Annotated in this window: 17 protein-coding genes; 9 read left to right on the forward strand and 8 right to left on the reverse strand. The window is 73.2% G+C overall.

The window, feature by feature from the left end:
- The first annotated feature begins 104 nt into the window (after positions 1 to 104).
- From OG259_RS24020 to OG259_RS24030, 3 genes are all read left to right on the forward strand, one after another.
- A complete protein-coding gene (locus OG259_RS24020; protein WP_328944136.1) occupies positions 105 to 1,349 on the forward strand; it encodes an acyl-CoA dehydrogenase family protein in 1,245 nt (414 codons plus the stop codon).
- On the forward strand, positions 1,350 to 1,820 hold the full coding sequence (locus tag OG259_RS24025; protein WP_328944137.1) for a nitroreductase family deazaflavin-dependent oxidoreductase: 471 nt from the start codon (positions 1,350 to 1,352) through the stop codon (positions 1,818 to 1,820).
- A 254-nt stretch (positions 1,821 to 2,074) separates the two neighbouring features.
- The gene (locus tag OG259_RS24030) at positions 2,075 to 2,746 is read left to right on the forward strand and encodes a DUF4097 family beta strand repeat-containing protein (protein ID WP_328944138.1); all 672 of its coding nucleotides are present in this window, start codon (positions 2,075 to 2,077) and stop codon (positions 2,744 to 2,746) included.
- A gap of 104 nt (positions 2,747 to 2,850) precedes the next feature.
- On the opposite strand, the gene OG259_RS24035 is transcribed toward OG259_RS24030, so the two are convergent.
- On the reverse strand, positions 2,851 to 3,498 hold the full coding sequence (locus OG259_RS24035; protein ID WP_030315615.1) for a TetR family transcriptional regulator: 648 nt from the start codon (positions 3,496 to 3,498) through the stop codon (positions 2,851 to 2,853).
- 319 nt (positions 3,499 to 3,817) lie between these two features.
- Between OG259_RS24035 and OG259_RS24040 the strand changes: the two genes are divergently transcribed.
- Together OG259_RS24040 and OG259_RS24045 are read left to right on the forward strand one after the other, a co-directional pair.
- Positions 3,818 to 4,603, forward strand: a complete 786-nt coding sequence (locus OG259_RS24040; protein WP_328944139.1) for a VOC family protein — start codon at positions 3,818 to 3,820, stop codon at positions 4,601 to 4,603.
- Between the two features lie 137 nt (positions 4,604 to 4,740).
- A complete protein-coding gene (locus OG259_RS24045; protein ID WP_328944140.1) occupies positions 4,741 to 7,161 on the forward strand; it encodes an outer membrane protein assembly factor BamB family protein in 2,421 nt (806 codons plus the stop codon).
- Positions 7,162 to 7,202: 41 nt separating this feature from the next.
- On the opposite strand, the gene OG259_RS24050 is transcribed toward OG259_RS24045, so the two are convergent.
- On the reverse strand, positions 7,203 to 7,811 hold the full coding sequence (locus OG259_RS24050) for a hypothetical protein (protein ID WP_328944141.1): 609 nt from the start codon (positions 7,809 to 7,811) through the stop codon (positions 7,203 to 7,205).
- A gap of 122 nt (positions 7,812 to 7,933) precedes the next feature.
- Between OG259_RS24050 and OG259_RS24055 the strand changes: the two genes are divergently transcribed.
- The gene (locus OG259_RS24055) at positions 7,934 to 8,515 is read left to right on the forward strand and encodes a hypothetical protein (protein ID WP_328944142.1); all 582 of its coding nucleotides are present in this window, start codon (positions 7,934 to 7,936) and stop codon (positions 8,513 to 8,515) included.
- On the opposite strand, the gene OG259_RS24060 is transcribed toward OG259_RS24055, so the two are convergent.
- From OG259_RS24060 to OG259_RS24070, 3 genes are read right to left on the reverse strand one after another with little or no spacing between them, the layout of a single operon-like run.
- Positions 8,481 to 9,257, reverse strand: coding sequence for an enoyl-CoA hydratase/isomerase family protein (locus tag OG259_RS24060; RefSeq protein WP_328944143.1), 777 nt, complete (start codon positions 9,255 to 9,257; stop codon positions 8,481 to 8,483). The two genes, OG259_RS24055 and OG259_RS24060, sit on opposite strands and share 35 nt — an antisense overlap.
- The gene (locus OG259_RS24065) at positions 9,254 to 9,679 is read right to left on the reverse strand and encodes a Zn-ribbon domain-containing OB-fold protein (RefSeq protein WP_328944144.1); all 426 of its coding nucleotides are present in this window, start codon (positions 9,677 to 9,679) and stop codon (positions 9,254 to 9,256) included. Before OG259_RS24065 ends, OG259_RS24060 begins: the two co-directional genes overlap by 4 nt.
- A gap of 5 nt (positions 9,680 to 9,684) precedes the next feature.
- Positions 9,685 to 10,827, reverse strand: a complete 1,143-nt coding sequence (locus tag OG259_RS24070; protein WP_328944145.1) for a lipid-transfer protein — start codon at positions 10,825 to 10,827, stop codon at positions 9,685 to 9,687.
- Positions 10,828 to 10,919: 92 nt separating this feature from the next.
- On the opposite strand from OG259_RS24070, the gene OG259_RS24075 reads away from it, so the two are divergent.
- A complete protein-coding gene (locus OG259_RS24075; RefSeq protein WP_328944146.1) occupies positions 10,920 to 12,461 on the forward strand; it encodes a FadD3 family acyl-CoA ligase in 1,542 nt (513 codons plus the stop codon).
- 175 nt (positions 12,462 to 12,636) lie between these two features.
- Here OG259_RS24075 and OG259_RS24080 read toward each other — a convergent pair whose 3' ends face one another.
- Positions 12,637 to 14,070 (reverse strand): DUF2079 domain-containing protein, encoded by a 1,434-nt coding sequence (locus tag OG259_RS24080; protein ID WP_328944147.1) that lies wholly within the window; start codon positions 14,068 to 14,070, stop codon positions 12,637 to 12,639.
- Positions 14,071 to 14,164: 94 nt separating this feature from the next.
- On the opposite strand from OG259_RS24080, the gene OG259_RS24085 reads away from it, so the two are divergent.
- Complete coding sequence (locus OG259_RS24085) at positions 14,165 to 14,842, forward strand: response regulator transcription factor (protein ID WP_328944148.1); 678 nt, start codon at positions 14,165 to 14,167, stop codon at positions 14,840 to 14,842.
- A complete protein-coding gene (locus OG259_RS24090; protein ID WP_328944149.1) occupies positions 14,835 to 16,901 on the forward strand; it encodes an ATP-binding protein in 2,067 nt (688 codons plus the stop codon). The genes OG259_RS24085 and OG259_RS24090 overlap by 8 nt, the downstream gene beginning before the upstream one ends.
- Positions 16,902 to 17,138: 237 nt before the next feature.
- Here OG259_RS24090 and OG259_RS24095 read toward each other — a convergent pair whose 3' ends face one another.
- Positions 17,139 to 17,327, reverse strand: a complete 189-nt coding sequence (locus tag OG259_RS24095; RefSeq protein WP_266893014.1) for a hypothetical protein — start codon at positions 17,325 to 17,327, stop codon at positions 17,139 to 17,141.
- A gap of 223 nt (positions 17,328 to 17,550) precedes the next feature.
- A complete protein-coding gene (locus OG259_RS24100) occupies positions 17,551 to 20,739 on the reverse strand; it encodes an AfsR/SARP family transcriptional regulator (protein ID WP_328944150.1) in 3,189 nt (1,062 codons plus the stop codon).
- Positions 20,740 to 20,906: the final 167 nt, after the last annotated feature.

Genomic DNA, 20,906 nt, shown 5'->3' on the forward strand with positions numbered 1-20,906 from the left:
AATCTGACGGTACATCAGATTCATTCGATCGGGACCGGCGCGGCTCTGGCAACCGGCCCGGCACGGGCCTAGCATGACGCACCGTCAGAAACGGAGGGAGCCCCATGGACGCCGCCGACAGCGCAGCGCTCGCCGCCGCCGGAACCGCCTCGCTCACCGCCCCGCTCACCGAGGAGCAGCAGGAGATCCGCCGCACCCTGCGCGACCTGCTCGCCGAACGGGCCGGGCCGCAGGAGAACCGGGCCGCCACCACCACCCCCCAGGGATACGACCCCGAGCTCTGGGCCCGGATGTCCGGCACCCTCGGCGTCGCCGGGCTCGCCCTCCCCGAGGAGTACGGAGGAGTCGGCTGCGGGCCCGCCGAACTCGCCCTCGCCTGCGAGGAGACCGGCCGCGCCCTCGCCCCCTGCCCGCTCCTCGCCACCAGCGTCCTCGCCGCCCCGCTCCTCGCCGCCCTCGGCACCCCCGCGCAGCGCGCCGCGCTCCTCCCGCGGCTCGCCGACGGAAGCCTCACCTGCGCCCTCGTCGTCCCCGGCGGCTCGCTCGCCCTCGCCCTCGGCCTCACCGGCGACAACACCGGCGAGGAATGGTCCGGCGGCGGCCGCGCGGGCGGCGTGCAGGCACGCGCCGTCGACGGAGGCTGGCGGCTGTACGGGGAGGCCGCCCAGGTCCTCGACGGACACAGCGCCGGCCTGCTGCTCGTCGCCGCCCACGCCGGCGGCTTCGCCCGCAGCCGCACCCTGCTCTTCCTCGTCCGGACGGAACAGGCGGGAGACGCGGTTCCGGGGCTCGTCCGCACCCGGCAGCCCACCCTCGACCTCACCCGCACCCAGGCGACCGTCCAGTTCAGGGACACCGAGGCCGAACTCCTCGGCGAGGAACCGGTCGATGTCCTCGGCGCGCTCGCCGTCACCGGCCGCACCGCCGCCGTCATGCTGGCCGCCGAGGCCGTCGGCGCCGCCCGCGAGGCCCTCGAACGGACCGTCGCCCACGTCGCCGCGCGCGAGCAGTTCGGCCGGCCCGTCGGCTCGTTCCAGGCGGTCAAACACCGGCTCGCCGACCTCTACGTCCAGGTCGAGGCCGCCCGCTCCCTCACCTACTGCGCGGCGCGGGAGCCAGGACCCGGACCCGACAGCGGGCCGCTCGCCCTCGCCCACGCCCTGGAGGCGCTCCGCGCCACCGCGGGGGAGTCCATCCAGCTCCACGGCGGCATCGGATTCACCTGGGAGCACGAGGCGCACCTCTCCTTCAAACGGGCCGCCTCCGACGAACTGCTCTTCGGGCCCGTGCGGCGGCTGCGCGCACGGGCGGCGGAACGGACCGGACTCTTCGGAGAGGTGGCGGCGTAGATGCCCGTCGGACGCAAGCTGATGCAGAAGATGTCCTCGACCCGGACGTTCGCCCGGATCGGCCCGCACGTCGTGCCCGCCATGGACAAGGCCGTGCACCGGCTGACCAGGGGAAAGGTGCTGCTCAGCGCCCAGATGCTGCCCGGGGTGGTGCTCACCGCCCGGGGTGCGAAGAGCGGGCTGCCCCGGGTCACCCCGCTGGCCTGCATGCCGGAGACGGACGGGCGCTGGCTGCTCATCGGCTCCAACTTCGGCCGCCCCGGGCACCCGGCGTGGACGGCGAACCTGCTCGCCCATCCGGACGTCGAGGTGAACTGGAAGGGGGAGGACGTGCCCGTACGGGCGGAGTTGCTCACCGGGGAGGAGCGGGCGGAGGCCTGGCGGGCGGCCCTGGAGTTCTGGCCGCCGTACGCCACGTACCAGGCGCGGATCGACCGCGAGATCCGGCTCTTCCGGCTGACGAGGCGCTGACGAGGCGCCGACTAGGCGTTGATCGGGTGCCGAACCGGCACCGAAGAGCGTTCACTCTCATTTCATTGCAACTCTCAGGAGAGGGGTTGTTGCATTAGCCTCCAGGATCACTGCAATGAAATCCTCGCTCTGACCTGCAATGACGTCGATCAGGAGCAATGAATGTGTTGTCGGATCAATGAATGCAACGTAGCTTTTCCCTCATCGGAAACGGCGGGCCCGGGAGTGGGCCCGCCCCATGAAGGAGAAGAACCTTGCAGAAGTTCGCCGCCACCGCCGCGATCATCACCGTCCTCGACATCCCCGCCGGGCGCATCCAGCTCATCGCCGCCGACCGTGACGACGCCACCGTCGACATCCGGCCCGCGAACGCCGCCAAGTCCGCCGACCAGAAGGCCGCCGAGCAGGTCTCGGTCGAGTACGCCGACGGGGTCCTGCGGATCACCGCCGCCCCGGCCGGGAACCGGCTCCTGGGCGACTCCGGAGCGGTCGAGGTGACCGTCCAGCTGCCCGCCGGCTCCCGGATCGAGGCGAAGACCGCCGCCGGCGACCTCCGCGGCGTCGGACGCCTCGGCGACGTCACCTTCGAAGGCGCACAGGGCACCGTCACCCTCGACGAGACCGCCACCGCCCGCCTCACCCTCCTCGCCGGCGACATCACCGTCGGCCGCCTCGGCGGCGCCGCCGAGATCAGCACCCAGAAGGGCGACCTCCGCATCACCGAAGCCGTCACCGGCTCCGTCGTCCTGCACACCGAGTCCGGCGGGATCACGGTCGGCGCCGCCCGCGGCGTCTCCGCCACCCTCGACGCCGGCACCGCCTACGGCCGCGTCCACAACACCCTCACCAACACCGACGGCCCCGCCGCAGGCCTGAACATCCACGCCACCACCTCCTACGGCGACATCACCGCCCGCAGCCTGTGACGTGCCGTCGCGAAGCTCGCCCGGACACGGCGACGCCGACGGCGGTCCGTGGGGGCGGGCCGCCGTCGGCGTCGACGACAGGACGGGTGGAGGAGGGGGTGGGGCTATCTGGTCGGCTTCTTGCCGGTGATGCCCAGATGCACCAACAGGGCGAGGTTCGGCTTGAGTTCGGCCTGCTTCACGCCCCAGGTCGTGAAGCCCTTCTGGTGGCCGGCGACCGCGGCCAGCATCGCCACGAGCGAGCCGGCCATGGCGGCGGGGCTGACCTCCTTGTCGACCTTGCCCTTGGCCTGGAGCTCCTTCACCGCGTCCGTGAGGGAGTTGGTGACCGAGTTCAGGATCTTCATGCGGATCTTGTAGAACCGCTTGTCGCCCTCGGCGGCGCCGAGGTCCACGACCCGGAGGATGGCGTCGTGCTTCCGCCAGAAGTCCAGGAAACCTTCGACGAGTTCCTCGGAGGTCTGCCAACCGGCCTTGCCGACCCAGGAGCGGCCGGAGACCAGCTCGGTCAACCCGGCGCCCTCCTTGGCCATTTCCTCCGCGATCTCGAGAACCGCTCCCTCGACGTCCGGGAAGTACTGATAGAACGTCGCGGGTGAAGTACCCGCCTTCCGGGCCACATCGATGACCTTGACGTCCCGGTAGGGCGAGGAGCTGAGCATCTCACCGAGGCAGTCGAGCAGCTTCTGCCGCGTCGCCTGGCCGCGTCGTCCGGCCACGCGGCCGTCGACGGTGCGTACTTGTCCTGTCATGCCGTCAGCTTACCGAGGGGGTGTCGGCGCGCGATTCGGCCGACTGCAAATGGGGTGCACCCCCCGGCCACCCGTGTTCTGCGAGGTCGGCACGCGTGTCTCCGTGGGAGCGGCACGGACGGGGAGGGGCGGGATCGCGCCACTCCTGGTGCGTGGGGCGGACGACCTCGGGATCCCCGTACCCGAATAGGCTTATGAACAGCCTGTGGACAACTTCGGTGGACAACTCAAGTGCCCCAAGGGATTCCACCCGATAAATCGCCTATTTGTTCCCATCTTGGGGTATGCGGGTCCGTCCACGCCGTTCTAGCGTGGACACATGGCGGCACGCACTGAGGGCACCCCCTGCTGGGTGGACGCACAGCTCCCCGACCTCGAAGCGGGCAAGCGCTTCTACGGCGAGCTCTTCGGCTGGACCTTCGACCCCGATCGCGACGAAGCCCTCCTCGACGGGCGACGCGTCGCCGGACTCCTCCCCAAGCGCGACGGCCGCATGCCCACCACCTGGACCGTCTACCTCGCCACCGAGAACGCCGGCACCCTCGCCGCCCGGATCAAGGACGCCGGCGGCCAGATGGTCATGGAGCCCTACCCCGTCGGCCCCTTCGGCGTCCTCGCGCTCGCCGCCGACCCCGGCGGCGCCGTCTTCGGCCTCCGCCAGTCGGGCGACGACAACGGCTTCCAGACCGTCAACGAACCGGGCTCCTTCTGCTGGATGGAGGTGTACACCCGCCGTCCCGACGCCGTGGACACCTTCTACGCCACCGTCTTCGGCTACCTCGGCCGCCAGGCCGCCCCCGACGAGGAGGGCAGGGACCCCGGCTTCGACTACCGCGTCTGGTCACCCCCCGGCTCCCGGCCCGGCGACGACAGCGCCTTCGGAGGGCGCGCCGTCATCAGCGACGACTTCCCCGCCGAGATGCCCGGCCACGTCCTCGTCTACTTCGCCGTCCACGACTGCGACGAGGCCTGCGAGACCACCGTCCGGCTCGGCGGCCGGGTCGCCACCCCGGCCTTCGACACCCCCCACGGCCGCATCGCCGTCCTGCACGACAACCAGGGCGCGCGCTTCGCGGTCCTCTCGGAGCCGTCCGGCACGACGTGAGGCTTCCCCTCCGGATGGCTCCGATATGACCTGTGACACCCCGATCCGCCCCCGGGTTCGCAACCGGGCCCTCGGACAGGAAGAATCAGGGCCACGGGGCCGTACCCTCATGGCCCGTACGGGGAGGTGGCAGGCAAGTGGAACAGCTGACGCAGCACGACCCGAGACGCATCGGGCCCTTCGAGGTGCTGGGCCGGCTCGGCGCGGGCGGAATGGGCCTGGTCTATCTCGCGCGCTCGGCCTCGGGCCGGCGCGTGGCGATCAAGACCGTGCGCACGGAGCTCGCCGAGGACCAGCTGTTCCGGGTCCGTTTCACCCGAGAGGTGGAGGCCGCGCGGGCGGTCTCCGGCTTCTACACGGCCGCCGTCGTGGACGCCGACCCGCGGGCAGCCGTGCCCTGGCTGGCGACCGCGTACGTCCCGGCACCCTCGCTCGAAGAGATAGTGAACGAGTGCGGACCGCTCCCGGCCCAGGCCGTGCGCTGGCTGGCAGCCGGTGTCGCCGAGGCCCTGCAGTCCATCCACGGAGCGGGCCTGGTCCACCGTGACCTCAAGCCCTCCAACGTCCTCGTCGTCGAGGACGGCCCCCGGGTGATCGACTTCGGCATCGCGTCGGGCGTCTCCAACACGCGCCTGACCATGACCAACGTCGCCGTCGGCACCCCGGCCTACATGTCGCCCGAGCAGGCCCGCGACTCGCGCAGCGTCACCGGCGCGAGCGATGTCTTCTCGCTGGGCTCGATGCTGGTCTTCGCCGCCACCGGCCACGCGCCGTTCCACGGCGCCAACCCGGTCGAGACCGTCTTCATGCTGCTCCGCGAGGGCCCCGACCTGGAGGGCCTGCCCGACGAGCTGCGGCCCCTCATCGACTCCTGCATGCAGATGGACGTCACCCGCCGGCCCACCCCGGCCGACCTCCAGGCCCAGCTGGCCCCGCACCTCTTCGGCCCCGGCAGCGACGACAGCGGCACGGCCTCGGCCTGGCTCCCGCGGAGCGCCACCGACATGATCGAGACCCGCCGCGGCGGCCGCCCGGCCCCGGCGCCGACCGCGCCGCCGATGCCGCCGCGCCCGCCCCGGCAGCCCGCCGACCGGGGCGCCGACCCGCGCTTCCCGGAGCCCGCGCCCGTCGGCGGCGGCCGGCACGCGGGGCCCGCCGAGAGCGCGGGCGGGCCCGTACGCCTCGGCGGCGCGACCGTGCCGATCGGCCCCGGCCCCCGGGTCGCCGACACCCGCGCCGCGCTCGCCGTCGGCCGGAGCGCCGACGCCGGACCGGCGACCGGCTGGATCCGTCCGCCCGGCGGCGGCCCGCACGGCGCGGACCACGGCTCGTACGCCGGGGAGCCCGGCCCGCCGCCCGGCTCCCGCCCGGTGGGCGTCCCTGCACAGGGCGCCGACCAGGCCGCGCCGGCGGAGCCCGGCCCGTGGCGCCCGTGGCGCTTCCGGATGTCGAACGACGTCTGGGGTACGCCGGTCGTGGACGGCGACCTGTTGTACGTGACCTCTTTCGAGGTACACGCCCTGGACACGGGCAGCGGCCGGCGCCAGTTCAAGACCCGCGACGTGGCCTGGTCCATGGCCGTCGCCTCGGGCCGTATCCACGCCTCCGACGGGCCCACGCTCTACGCCCTCGACGCGACCGACGGCAGCGAGCGCTGGCGGCTGCGGACGGACGCCTGGGTCTACTCGCTCCGGGTCGACCGGGGCACCGTCGTCACCGGCACGCGCGGCGGCGGGGTGCAGGCCTGGGAGGCCTCCAACGGCGCCAAGCTGTGGGAGATCACCGGCGCCCAGAGCGACTTCGAGACCCCGGAGGCGGGGCCCGCCGTGCACGGCGACACCGTGTACGTGTGGCGGGACGCCCGGCTCCAGGCCCTCGACGCCCGCACGGGCGTGGAGCGCTGGTCGTACCCGATCGGCGACGCCGCCTCCTGCGCCAACGTGCCCGTCCGGGTCGCCCCGGCCGAGGACGGCTGCGTGTACGTCTCCGCCGGGACGCGGGTCCTGTCGATCGACATCGCCGCCGGACACGTCCGCTGGCACTTCGAGGCACCGGCCGTCTTCCTCTCCCCGCCCGCCTTCGCCCAGGGCCCCGCGGTCACGGGCGGCGGGGTGTACCTCGCCGACCACCTCGGCACGGTGTACGCGATCGACGCCACCACCGGCCAGGACCGCTGGCGCATCGCGACCGAGCCGCGCCAGTCGGCCGAACCGCTGCTCGTCGCCGACGGCAACATCCACGTCGGCAGCGGCAGCGCGCTCTACACGCTCGACGCGGTCACCGGCACGCCCCGGTGGCGGTTCGCGGCGGGCGGCGAGCTGGTCGGCTCCCCGGTCGTCGCCGACGGCAGGGTGCACTTCGGCTCGGCCGACCACGTCCTCTACACCCTGGACGCGACCGGCGGTCAGCTGCGCTGGAAGCTCGCGACCGGCGGCGAGATCACCGGCTCCCCGGTGGTCAGGGGTGGGGTCGTGTACGCCTGCAGCAAGGACCGCTGTGTGTACGCGCTCGACGCGGTCAAGGGCACGGCCACCGGCCGGGGTGCCGCCGCGCGGTAGCTCGTACGACGTACGGACGGGGACCCGTCGACCGGAGGGCGCTAGCCGTTCGGCGGCGGGTTCTTCCGTTCCCGGTCCGGGTCCCAGGTCGGTACGTCGAACGTCTGGGTCGCGGCGTACGGCGTCGAGGCCTGCGGACGGGGCGGGGGCCCCTCCAGGGTGGACGGGTCGTCCGGCGGCGGCCCGTCGAGCGTGGGATGCGTGAACCGGGGCGGCTGGTCCACCCGGTGCGGCGCACGGGACCTGCCCGACATGACGAGCGCGCCGAGCAGCAGCAGGATGCCGCCGCCGAAGGCGTTCGCGACCCCGTCACCGAGCCCCGCACCGTCGCCGCCGATCGTGAGACCGCCCTCGGCCTGCCCGACCCGCACCATCCACAGAACGGTGAAGCCGAGGACGACGATCCCCGCGAGGGCGACGAGCAGCCGGGAGCGCAGCAGCACCCCGAGGAGGGTCAGGAGGGCGGCGACGAGGAACGGCGCCAGGATCGAGCCGAGCAGTTCGCCCCGGTCGTCGGTGATGCCGGTGAACAGCTCGTCGATCGCGTAATCACGACCGTGACGGCCGTCGTACCAGGCACGGAAGGGGCTCCAGACGGCGGCCGTCGCTCCGGCGAGAGCCAGCACCGAGCCGACGATGTTGCGAATCATCGATGCGGCCTCCTCGGGTCCGGCTCTCGCTCCCGACGCTACGCCCGGTGCGGGGGGCCCGCCACGCGGCACCGGGGCGTCGCTAAAGTGGCGCGGACACGACACGGAGGACGGGGAGCGCGATGGTACGCACACGCCTGAAGCTCGCGGCGACACTCACGGTGGTGGTGCTGGCGCTGACCGGTTTCCACACCGGCCACGGCAGCAGCAGTGGTGGCGGCAGCGGGAAGAGCAAGAGCGGCAAGAGCCGCGGCCATTCGGACGACGACTCGGGCGGCGGCTGCTCCAGCGACGAGAAGAGCAACGACGACTACAGCGGCTCGGGCGGCTCCACGGTCACGGCCTCGCCCAGCCCCACCTCGGTGGCGTCGAAGGTCGACGTCGTCGTGGTCGACTGCGTGAAGTCCGCCCAGAAGAAGCGCAAGGGCAAGCCCGCCCGCAAGGCGGACACCACGGCGACCCTGAAGATCGTCTCGCGCGACGCGTCCCCGGGGACGTTCCGGGTCGTCCTGCGGTTCGAGGGCGCCACGGGCCGGCAGGTGGACCTCGGCGAGGCCTCGGTCGCCGTCGCGGGCTACGAGACGAAGACCTTCGAGGTCGCGATGGAGAACCCGCACTTCGTCGACCGGGTGAAGAACTGCCGGATCGACGAGGTGCGCGTGCAGGAGACTAGCGCGTCCGGTAGCCCTTCCCCCGCCCCGTGAACAGGCCCGTCTGACGCTCCGGCGGCAGGTTCCCCAGGGCGACCAGATGCGGCGCGTGCGCGAGCGCCTGGGCTCTGGCCGCCTCCTTCACCGACCAGAGCGCCCGGACCGTCCCCTGCACCGCCTCCGTCGGGTGGCCCGCGATGACGGCGGCCGCCTCGCGCGCGGCGGCCAGCGCACCGCCGGGCGGGGTCAACTCGGAGACGAGCCCCGTCTCGTGCGCCCGCCGGGCCGAGATCCGTTCGGCGCTGCCCATCAGGGCCATCCGGGCGATTTCCCCGTACGGCATCCGCTGCGCCATGTGAACGGTCTCGAAGGCGCTGACCATGCCGTAGGTGGTGTGCGGGTCGAAGAAGGTGGCGTCCTCGCCGGCGACCAGGAACTCGGACTCGCCGAGCAGGTAGAACGCCCCGCCGCAGGCCATGCCCTCGACGGCGGCGACGACCGGCTTCCACAGGTCGTTGGCCTTGGGGCCGATCGTGAGGAGCGGATCGTCGATCGTGTACGGGGACGAGGGCTGCGGCACGTTCCCGACGGCCGCCCGGTCGATGCCGGTGCAGAAGGCCCGCCCCCCGGCCCCGGTGACGACGATCGCGCGGACGTCGTCCTCGTACCGGAATCCCCGCCAGACGGCGCTCAGCTCGCGGGCCATCTCCAGGGTGATCGCGTTGTGCTTCTCGGCCCGGTCGAGGGTGACGACCGCGACCCCGGTCTCCTTGTCCCGCTCGACACGGATGCTCATCCGCGCTCCAGGAGCCAGCGCGGGACGGTGACGCCGTCGATCTCGGCGAACGCCACCTTCACCGGGGCGCCGATGCGGAGCCGGCTCGGGTCGACCGAGTTCAGGGGGGCGTCCGGGGCGGCGACCACGTTGCCGACGAGGCGGACGCGGGGGGCGTCGGCGAGTTCGACGAGCACCGCGTTGTACGGGGCCTGGGCGGCGTACTCGGGCAGGAGGGGCGGGTGGGGGAGCACGTACGACCAGATGCGGCCGCGGCCGGACATCAGGCGCCATTCGCTCGCGAAGGACTGGCAGTGCGGGCAGCAGGGGCGGGGCGGGAAGCGGAGCTCGCCGCAGTCGGCGCAGCTCTGGACGCGCAGTTCGCCCCGGGCGGCGTACTCCCAGAAGGGGGCACCGTCCTCGTCGGTGACGGGAGTCAGCATCGGGATCAGCTCCTGAGGAGGATGGCGGAGGTGGGGACTCCCTCGCCCGCCGTGACCAGGCAGGTGGCGGCGTCGGGGACCTGGGCGGTGGAGGTGCCGCGGAGTTGCTTCACGCCTTCGTTGATGAGGTTGAAGCCGTGGACGTACGCCTCGCTGAGTCCGCCGCCGCCGGTGTTGAGGGGCAGTCGGCCGCCGATCTCCAGGGCGCCGCCCTCGGTGAAGGCGGCCCCCTCGCCGCGGCCGCAGAAGCCGTAGCCCTCCAGGGAGAGCGGGACGAGCGGGGTGAAGGCGTCGTAGATCTGGGCGACGTCGACGTCCTGGGGGCCGAAGTCGGCCTGCTTCCAGAGGTGGCGGGCGGCGGTCCAGGCGGGGCCGGAGAGCGGGTCGTCGTTCCAGTAGTTGACCATGCCGTGGTGCTGGGCGGGCAGGCCCTGGGCGGCGGAGTGGACGTACACGGGCTTCTGCCGGCAGTCGCGGGCCCGCTCGGCGGAGACGATGACGCAGGCCAGCGCGCCGTCGGTCTCCAGGCAGTTGTCGAAGAGGCAGAGGGGTTCGCTGATCCAGCGGGAGGTCATGTACATCTCGCGGGTCAGCGGGCGTTCGTACATGATCGCGGCCGGGTTCTGGTTGGCGCGGTTGCGGCAGGCCAGGGCCACGTTGAAGAGGTGGTCGCGGGTGGCGCCGTACTCGTGCATGTAGCGGCGGGCGAGCATGCCGATCTCGTCGGCGGGGCGGAGCAGCCCGAAGGGGCGGGTCCACTGGCCGGGGGTGGGCAGCTGGACGGCGGTGTTCTTCCAGGGGCGGGGGCCGCTGCCCCGCTTCCGGGACCGCCAGGCGACGCCGACGCTCGCCTGTCCGGTGGCGACGGCGGCGGCGAGGTGGCCGACGGTGGCGCAGGAACCGCCGCCGCCGTAGCCGACCTTGGAGAAGAAGGTGACGTCGCCGGCGCCGATGGCCTTGGCGACCTCGACCTCGTCGGTCTCCTCCATCGTGTACGAGGCGAAGCCGTCGACCTCGGAGGGGTCGATGCCGGCGTCGTCGAGGGCGGCGAGGATCGCCCGGCAGGCGAGTGTCTTCTCCGTCTCGGGGAGTTGTTTGGCGAAGGTGGTCTGACCTATCCCGACGATGGCCGTTGCGTCCTTGAGCAAGACAACCTCCCCGTGTGGCAGCGCTACTGACAGCGCGTCAGGTTACAACTAATCTGACGGATAGTCAGCTAAGGGGAGTGGTGGAGGTGGAGATGCGCGGCGACCTGGAGTGGGGCACGATCCCCGGTCTCGTCCGGGCGGCGGCCGAGCGGTACGGCGCACGGGAGGCGGTCGTCGACGGCCGCAACCGGGTCACGTACGCCGAACTCGACGAACGCGTCGAACGGGCGGCGGCGGCCTGCCTCGCCACCGGCATACGAACGGGGGACCGGGTCGCGATCTGGGCCCCCAACACGCTCGACTGGATCGTCTCCGCGCTCGGCGCGGTCACCGCCGGGGCCGTCCTCGTCCCCCTCAACACCCGCTTCAAGGGCACCGAGGCCGCCCACATCCTCCAGCGCTCCCGGGCCCGGCTGCTGTTCGTCACCGGCACCTTCCTCGGCACCTCGTACGTGGCCTCCCTGCGCCGCTCCGGGGTCGACCTGCCGGACCTGGAGAAGGTCGTGGTCCTCGGCGACACCGCGCCCGAGGAGTGGACCACCTGGAAGGAGTTCCTCGCGGAGGGCGACGCGGTCCCGGCCGACCGGGTCCGCGCGCGGGCCGCCGCCATCGACCCCGCGGCCCCCTCCGACATCATCTACACCTCCGGCACCACCGGCCGCCCCAAGGGCGCCGTCATCAGCCACGCCCAGAGCCTTCGCTGCTACGCGGTCTGGTCCGCACTCGCCGGCCTCCGCGAAGGCGACCGCTACCTCGTGGTCAACCCCTTCTTCCACACCTTCGGCTACAAGGCCGGCATCCTCGCCTGTCTGATGCGGGGCGCGGTGATCGTCCCCCAGTCCGTCTTCACCGTCGACACCGTCCTCGCCAACATCGCCGCCGAACGCGTCACCGTGCTGCCCGGCCCGCCCACCCTCCACCAGTCCCTCCTCGACCACCCCGCCCGCCCCGCCCACGACCTGTCCTCGCTCCGCCTCGTCGTGACGGGCGCGGCGGTCGTCCCCCTCCGCCTGGTCGAGCGCCTCCGCACGGAGCTGGGCGTCGGCACGGTCCTCACCGCGTACGGCCTCTCCGAGGCGAGCGGCATCGTCACCATGTGCCGCCGCGAGGACCCGGCCGAGACGGTGGCCACCACATCGGGCCGCGCGATCCCCGGCACCGAGGTCCGGGTCTCGCCGACGGGCGAGGTCCTGGTCCGCGGCCACCACGTGATGAGCGGTTACTTCGAGGACGAGGCGGAGACGGCGGCGGCGATCGACGAGGCCGGCTGGCTCCACACGGGGGACATCGGCGTCCTCGACGAGAAGGGCAACCTGCGCATCACCGACCGCCTCAAGGACATGTTCATCGTGGGCGGCTTCAACGCCTACCCCGCCGAGATCGAGCAACTCCTCGGCCTCCACCCCGACATCGCGGACGTCGCCGTCATCGGCGTCCCCGACCCGAGGCTCGGCGAGGTCGGAAAGGCCTTCGCGGTACGGAGGCCGGGGGCGAGGGTCACGGCGGACGACCTGATCGCCTGGTCGCGACGGGAGATGGCGAACTACAAGGTGCCGAGGGAGGTCGAGTTCGTGACGGAACTCCCGAGGAACGCGAGCGGGAAGGTGGTGAAGGGGGAGCTGCGGGGCCGCTGACGTGCCGGAGGTCGCGGAGTCCGCGATCGGTCTGCCGAGGCAGCCGGTCCGCACGGTCACACGTACGCCATCGATGCGGCGCTCGCCGTCATCGCGGGCCGGCAGAGGGGGCAGGTGACGATGTACTCCTCCGACGAGGACGACCTGAGCCGGCTCTGTCCGCCCGGCGCTCGGATCAGGACCCTCTGAGCAGAACCACGATCCCCTCCGACTCCCGCACCACCCGCCACCCCCGTTCCCCGGCCCGCCGCACCACACGGTCGACCGCGTCGGCGGGGTACGAGTCCCGGACGTCCGCCACGATCCAGTCCACCGCCGGACGGCGGTCGAGCACCCCGTCCGCGACCAGGTGCACGGTCGCCCGGTCGGTCAGATGCGGGGCGAGACTGTTGCTCGCCGCGACCCGGGCCCCGTCGGGCACCAGCTCCAGGGCCTGCCGGGCGGCGGCCTCGCGGGGGCCGTCGCGCCAGAAACCGGGGGTGGCGAGGGAGCCGAGGGGCTGGAAGGGAAGCATGAGGAGGGCGGTGACGAGCGGAAGGACCACGGGGACGCCGGCCATCGGCAGCCGTGCGGCCACCGGGAGGGGGAGCGGCAGCCGTATCCGCAGCCGTGCGCCCCTCCTCAGCGCGTCCACCAGGGCCGCGAAGGCGATCGGCACCAGCACCGCCGAATAGTGCAGCCCCGGCTCCCAGTGCGCCGGATTGGCCGAGGTGAACCGCCAGGCCAGGGTGGGCAACAGCAGCAGGGCCAGCGGGCTGCGCAGCACGAGCCCGCCGGTCGCGGCGAGCAGCGCCAGCACGGTCAGCGACTTCACCGGCCAGCCGTCGAGGAGCCCGTACGCCCCGGAGGCCTGGCTCAGGTACACGTACCGCCCGTCCGCCGCGAACGCCGGGATCACCCCGTACACGATCAGGAACATGCCGAGCACGGACCCGGCGGCGAGGACGAGACCCGTGCGCCGGTCCTGCCGCGTGAGCAGCAGCCCGAACACGGCCGCCGTCGCCCCCAGGTCCTCCTTCACCAGGAGCAGCGCGGCCGCCCAGCAGGCGGCGGCCCGGGTCCGCCCGTCGAGGTACGCGCGGCAGGCGAGGGCGAGCAGCGGTACGGCGAAGGCGACCTCGTGGAAGTCGAAGCCGAGCAGCGCCTGCGTCCCCCAGCCGAGCCCGCACGCCGTCCCGATCGCCAGCGGGGCGAACCGGCGGTCCGGCAGGTGCCGTCGGGCGGCGCGGGCGATCACGTACACCCCGAGGGCGACCAGCGCGGCCTGCGCGACCAGGAGCGTCTCGACGCGGGGGACGAGGCGGTAGACCGGTCCGAGGAGGGCCAGGACCGGATGGAAGTGGTCGCCGAGCAGCGGATACGCGTCCCCCGCGAACCCGGCCGGGGCCGTCGCGGCCCGGATCTCCGAGGCCGGCAACCGCCCCTCCGACCACGCGCGGACCGCCTGCCCGAAGATCCCCAGGTCGTAGCCGGTCGTCCGGAAGCGGGCGTGCTCGCGCAGGGCGAGGGCCGCGTACAGGACGAAGAAGACGGCGGAGAGGACGGCGGGGGCGGTACGGAAGCCCGTGGAGCGGCGTACGACGGTCGGGGGAGTGGTGATCACAGCCATGACGGGACCCTCGGTGATCACCCCTGAGCGGGCCCTGAGGAAGCCTGAGGATTCCTTCAGCCCCGGTGCCGTCGGCCCGGCGATACTCGACGCCATGCGCGTACTGGTGATCGAGGACGAGGAGAGGATCGCCGCGTCCCTGCGGCGCGGCCTCTCCGCCGTCGGATACACGGTCGACGTCGCCCACGACGGCGTCACCGGACTGCACCTGGCCCGGGAGCACCGCTACGCGGCCGTCCTCCTCGACATCATGCTGCCCGGCCTCAACGGCTACCAGGTCTGCTCCCGGCTCCGCGCCGAGGACAACGACGTGCCGGTGATGATGCTCACCGCCAAGAACGGCGAGTACGACGAGGCCGAGGGCCTCGACACCGGCGCCGACGACTACCTCGCCAAGCCCTTCTCGTACGTCGTCCTGGAGGCCCGGCTCCGCGCCCTGCTGCGCCGGGGCGGGGCCCGCACCCGTACCGTCCTGGAGTGCGGCGACCTGTGGCTCGACCCGGCCCGCAGGGCGTGCGGCCGGGGAGCGACCGTGATCCCGCTGACCCCGAAGGAGTTCGCGGTGCTGCACTGCCTGCTGCTGAGGCTCGACGAGGTCGTGCCGACGCTCGACGTCCTCGACGAGGTGTGGTCGGCGGACTTCACCGGCGACCCGAACATCGTGCACGTCTACATCAGCGCGGTACGGAGGAAGATCGACGCCCCCTTCGGGACGGAGACGATCGAGACGGTGCGGGGTGCGGGGTATCGGGTGGTGGGTGTACGTGGCTGAGCTCGGGAGACGGTACCGGCCGGTCTGGGCATCGGGACTCGTGGCCACCCTCGTCGTCGCGGCGGCGGTGTGCGCACTGGAGTACGCGGACCGGAGGGCCGGCCCGCGCTCACCGGTCATCGCCGTCCTCATCCGCGACGACCGCGTCGGCCCGCAGGTGGAACTGCTCACCGACATCGGCCCGTGGGTCGGGATGCTGTGCGTCGCCGCGGCCTGCTGGCTGGCCGGGGCCGGTCGGCGCACGGCGGTACGGCTCCGCACCACCGGGGCCGCCGCCGTGACCTCGGGCGCCCTGTTCGCGACGTACTGCGCGTGGCTCGCCCGGGAGAACCCCGTCAAGCCGTGGCTCGTCGCGGAGGAGGCCTTCCGCTGGGGCCTGATGTTCATCGGACCCTCCGCGGGCCTCCTGACGGCGGCGGTCGTGTGGACGACGCTCGGCAGCGGCGCGGGCCGGCTCCCGTACCGCAGCCGCACGGTCCTGGCGGCGGCGACCACGACCGGCGGACTGTTCGCGGTGGCCATCGAGGTACTGAGACGGGCACAGCCGGAGTTCCAGGAACCCGGCAACGACGTGTACTGGATCATGCTGACCACGGGTGCGCCCCTCGTCGCGCTGCTCACCGGCGTACTCGTCCACGTCACGGCGACGCACTCGCTCCGCCCCGTCGAGGCGATCCGGGCCGAACTCGCCGACATCACCGGCCAGTCGCTCGACCGGCGGGTCCCCGTCCCGCCGACGGACGACGTGATCGCCCGCCTCGCGATCACCACCAACGACACCCTCGACCGCCTCGAACAGGCCTCGGCGCGGCAGCAGCAGTTCGTGGCCGACGCCGCCCACGAACTCCGCAGCCCGCTCGCGGCCCTGCGCGCCCAGCTGGAGACGTCCCTGCGCCACCCGGACTGGGTCGCCGACTGGCCGACGGCGATGGCCGAGGCGGCGGACGACGTCGTACGGCTCCAGACGCTCGCCGACGACCTGCTGCTCCTCGCGAGCCACCGGGCCACGGCGCCGCCCCGCGAGACGGTCGACCTGGCGGCCCTCGCCGAGGACCTGGTCCGCGAACACCAGCACCTGCCGGACGCGACCGGACTCGTGGTGACCTGCGAGGCCCCGGCCCCGGCGCTCGTCGACGGCAACGCGACCCGGCTGGAGCGCCTGCTCCGCAACCTCCTGGCGAACGCCTGCCGTCACGCGGAGTCGGAGGTGACGGTCACCGTCACCGTCACGGCGCCCGCCACCGTCACCCTGACCGTGGCGGACGACGGCCCCGGCATCCCGCCCGCCGACCGCTCCCGCGTCTTCGACCGCTTCACCCGCCTCGACGCCTCCCGCACCCGCACATCGGGCGGCGCGGGCCTGGGCCTCCCCATCGCCCGCGACATCGCCGCGGACCACGCGGGCACCCTGACCATCGAGGACGCGGCACGGGGGGCGCTCCTGGTGGCCCGCTTCCCGGAGGGACACTCCCTCGGCCGGACGGCATCCGAAGCGGGGGCCGCGCTCCCCGGTCCCGAACCGGAGCCCGTGCGGCGGCCCTTGACCCGGAACCGGACCATCGGCCTTGCGCTCGCCCTCTCGGCAGCGCTCACCGTCGGTCTCACCGCCTGGGCCGCGCGGGATACCCGCCCCTGGGACGTCTCGTGCGAACCGGACCTGGCCCACGAGGAGTACGTCCCCGCCGCGATGAGCCGCCTCGCCTACGCGAAGGTGGAGAAGCCCGTCAGCTTCGTGCCGGACGGAGGCATCGGAATCCAACGGGTCCGCCTCCGTGTCCTGCACCCGCTGAAGGGCGAGGTCCCCACGACGCTCACCCTCGCCCAGGGCGTGGGCGTGGATCCCCGGGGCGGGTACACGAGCAGCGATCCTCTGAACCCGGTCCTCGTTCCCGGCCGCACCTATGTCGTCGGCTACGACCAGGACCCAGCCGATGTCGACGGCGTCGGCTGGACGAGCTACGCGAAACAGGAACCGGCCACATCCCTGCCCCGCTGGAGGTCGTACGTGGCCGAGGGAGCGGTGGCCCCACGGGACCCGCGGTGCGACGCCCCGATGTGAGGGACCGTCCGGTCGAGGTCGAGGGCCCGGACGCACGCCGAAGGGGCCGGGCAGCTGCCCGGCCCCTTCACTTGCGGTGGTCCGATCGCGTTGCTCACGGGACCTGCCCGGACGGATCCCCCCTGGTTCCGTCCCGGGTGCCCCCGGTTCCGTGTGCCCCCCGTCGACCGGACCTCCCTGGTGGGCCGCGGCGGCTCCCCCGAAGTCGCCGCCGCGACCGCTCCCCGTCGGGAGTGGCTAGTTGGCCGGCTCGGACGTGATGTGGAGGTTCTCGGCGGGTCCGTCGCCGAGGACCTTGTCCGCGATCGCGTCTGCCGGCTCGGAGGTGATGTGCAGGTTCTTCGTGCCGATCTTGTCGGTCTCCGTGCCGGTGATGTGCAGGTTCTCCGGCGTGACGACCGGGTTGGTGGCGTCGATGTCGCCCATGCTGATCCCCTCGTGGTGGATGGCTTCGCGTGCTGGTGGGTGGAGCCCGTCCGGCTGTTCCCCCGTGGACGGCCGAACGGGCTCCTCAGGGTCGCTCACCCTAGTGCGTGGGGGTGACGACCTCACCGGCGACCCGTCTGCCCCCCGACGCGGCGGATCGTTGAGGACAACTCTGCCGGGTGGCGATAAACGAATGCTGAACGCCGCCGGGACGGGTATGCGGTCAGGCGGCGGCCACGGGGGCCAGCAGGGCCCTGACCTCGGATGCTTCCGGAACCGACAACTCCTCGTAGATGTCCAGGGCTTCCCGCCAGCAGACCTGGGCCCGCCCCGACTGCCCTATGCCGTGCAGCGCCCGCCCGAGGACGGTCAGGACGTTCCCGCGTCGCCAGTCGCCGCCGATGCCCCGGAGCACGGTGAGGGCCTTCTCCGCCCCCGCGGCCGCGGCCCCGTACCGACGGGCCGCGATGTCGACCTCGGCGATGCGGAACAGCGTCATGCCCTCCCACAGCCGCTGGCGGCTGTCGACGAACACGGCGAGTGCCTCGCGGAGTTGTTCGCCGGCGTCCTCCAGTCGACCGCTCTCGGTGAGGGCGAGGCCGAGCGCGTAGCGCCCGTTGGCGCCCTTGAGGGCGTGCCCCATCTCGTCGTACATGTCCGCTCCCTGCTGGGCCATGCGGACGGCGTCGGCCGTGCGGCCCGTGGCCAGATGGATGCGGGACAGATTGCAGAGAGCGGCGGCCTCGCCGGCGCGGTCCTCTGCGTCGCGGAACCCGGAGATGGCCAGGCTGAGGTGCTTGTCCGCGTCCTCGTACCGCGCCTGGTAGTGCGCTATGGCGCCCCTGGCGTTCAGGGCCCAGCAGATGGGCAGCGGGTCGTCGACGGAGCGCGCCATGCGGACGACCTCGTCGGCCTCCTGGTCGGCCTGGTCGAAGCGGCCCTGGTAATGGTGGACGTACGCCAGCGTGTTGGCGGCGCGGCCCTCGGCGCGGACATCGCCGGCCGTGCTCGCCGCGTCCCGCAGCACCGTGGCCACCGTCTCGTACTCGCGGGAGTTCGCGCCCGACTCCGCCAGGTCCAGGGACGCCCACAGGAGGTCCACCGCTCGGCGGAGGGTTCCCGGGGCCGCCGCGGACTGGCGGACGCAGGCCAGGAGGCAGTTCGCCTCGGCGTAGAGCCAGTCCTGGGCCGTGTGGCGGTCGGTGAAGGTGAGGCCCTCGTGGGTGGTGGGTTCCAGGTGGTCGACGAGGCGGTCGCCGGGGCGTTCGATCGCGTAGACCCGCGCCGCCGTCGACAGGTAGAAGTCCAGGAGCCGGGAGAGCGCCGCCTCCTTCTCCGACGGCGGCTGCTCGTCGCGGTCCGCGCACGCACGCGCGTAGAGCCGGACCAGGTCGTGGTACCGGTACCGGCCGGGTGCCGCCGACTCCAGGAGGGATGTGTCGACGAGGGCCTCCAGGAGGTCCTCCGTGTCCCAGAGCGACAGGTCCAGGACGGCCGCGGCCGCCGCGAGGGAGATGTCCGGGCCGTCCGCGAGGCCGAGCAGACGGAACGCGCGCGCCTGCGCCGGTTCCAGCTGCCCGTAGCCGAGTTCGAACGTCGCCTTCACCGCGAGGTCGCCCGCCTGGAGCTCGTCCAGGCGCCGCCGCGAGTCCGCCAGCTTCGCCGCCAGGACCGAGACCGTCCAGGTGCGGCGGGCCGCGAGCCGGGACGCGGCGATGCGGATGGCCAGGGGCAGGAAACCGCAGGCCGCGACGACGTCGAGGGCCGCCTCCCGTTCCGCCTGGACCCGCTCCTCGCCGACGATCCGGGTGAAGAGCTGGAGTGCCTCCTCCGGGGACATCACATCGAGGTCCACCAGGTGCGCACCGGCCAGGTCCACCATTCGGATCCGGCTGGTGACGAGGGCCGCGCAGCCCGCCGTACCGGGAAGCAGCGGGCGGATCTGGGCGGCGTCACGGGCGTTGTCCAGGAGGACCAGGACCCGGCGTCCGTCGAGAGTGGAGCGGTACAGCGCCGCCCGGTCGTCGAGCGAGTCGGGGATGGCCGAGTCCGGGGTGCCGAGCGCGCGGAGGAAGGAGCCCAGGACGGTCTCGGTCGCCGCCGCGCGGGAGCCCGCGCCCTGGAGGTCCACGTACAGCTGCCCGTCCGGGAAGTGCCGTCTCGCCTCGTGCGCGACGTGAACGGCCAGCGTCGTCTTGCCGACCCCGCCGATGCCCGCGAGCGCCGAGACGGCCATGACGTGGCCCTCGGCGGTGGCGAGCCGGTCGCCGAGTTCCCGTACGAAGGCGGCGCGGCCCGTGAAGTCCGGGACGGTCGCGGGGAGTTGGGCGGGGCGGGCGACGGGTGCGGCGGCCGGGGCGGCCTCCTCGACCGGGCGGGCGAGTTCGGCGTCGGCCTGCAGGATGCGCTGCTGGAGCCGGGAGAGTTCGGGGGTGGGGTCGACGCCGAGTTCGTCGGCGAGCAGCCGGCGGGTGTCGGCGTACACGGCGAGCGCCTCGGCCTGCCGTCCGCTGCGGTACAGCGCGAGCATCAGCAGCTCGCGGAGCCGCTCGCGCAGCGGGTGCGCGGCGGTGAGCGCGGTCAGCTCGGACACGGCCTCCGCGTGCGCGCCGACCTCCAGGTCGATGTCGAGGCGGGTCTCCAGGAGCGTGAGCCGCCACTCCTCCAGGCGGGTCCGCTGCGTCTCGGCGTACGGCCCCGGTACGGAGGCCAGCACCTCGCCGTCCCACAGGTCGAGCGCCTCGGCGAGCCGGTCGCGGGCACCGGCCCGGTCCCCGGCGGCGCGCAGCTTCTCGGCCTCGGCGCCGAGTTCCTGGGCGGTGGCGACGTCGAGGGCGGCGGCGGAGGTGCGCAGGGCGTACCCGCCGGACTCGCTGACGAGGACCTTGGGGCCGAGTGCCTTGCGGAGCCGGGAGGCGTACGTCCGTACGGCCGCGAGGGCCTGCGAGGGCGACTCCTCGCCCCAGAGGGCGTCGATCAGCTCGGAGGCGGTGGCGGTGCGCCCGCCGCGGAGGAGCAGGGCGGCGAGCAGGGCCCGCTGCTGGGGCGACCCGGTGGGTACGGGTTCGTCGTCGCGCCAGGCGCGGACGGGCCCGAGCACGGCGAAGCGGAGGAGTCCGGGGGCGGTGACGTCGGTGACGTCGGCGGGGCCGGTGGCGGCCCGGGTGTCGGCGGCAGGGTCCGCCGCGGCCGTCGCAGCCGCGTCCGCACCCCGGTCGGCGGCGTGCGTGCCGCTCGGGGCGGCATGGCTGGAATGCGTACCCGCACCCGCCGCCTCGCCGCCCTTCGGGCGGTCCGTGCCCGCGGTCGTGCCCGTGTCGTCGACCTCGCCGGTGCCCGGGCCCGTGCCGGCGCCCGCGCGCGTCCTCGGAGCCCGTTGCACCGGAACTCGCGGTCCGTTCTCACGGTCCATCGCTCCCCCTGCCCGTACCGCCACCGCTGGTTTCGCCCTGGACAGTCTGCCTTGTCCGGAGGGACTCCGTCAGCATCGGGTCGGCCGTAGTCCGGGCCGTGATGCGGCCGTAGTCCGGCTGTCACACCGTCGATCTGCCGCACGATAGCTGACGGGTCGTCAGATCG

The organism is Streptomyces sp. NBC_00250 (assembly GCF_036192275.1).
Lineage (GTDB): Bacteria > Actinomycetota > Actinomycetes > Streptomycetales > Streptomycetaceae > Streptomyces.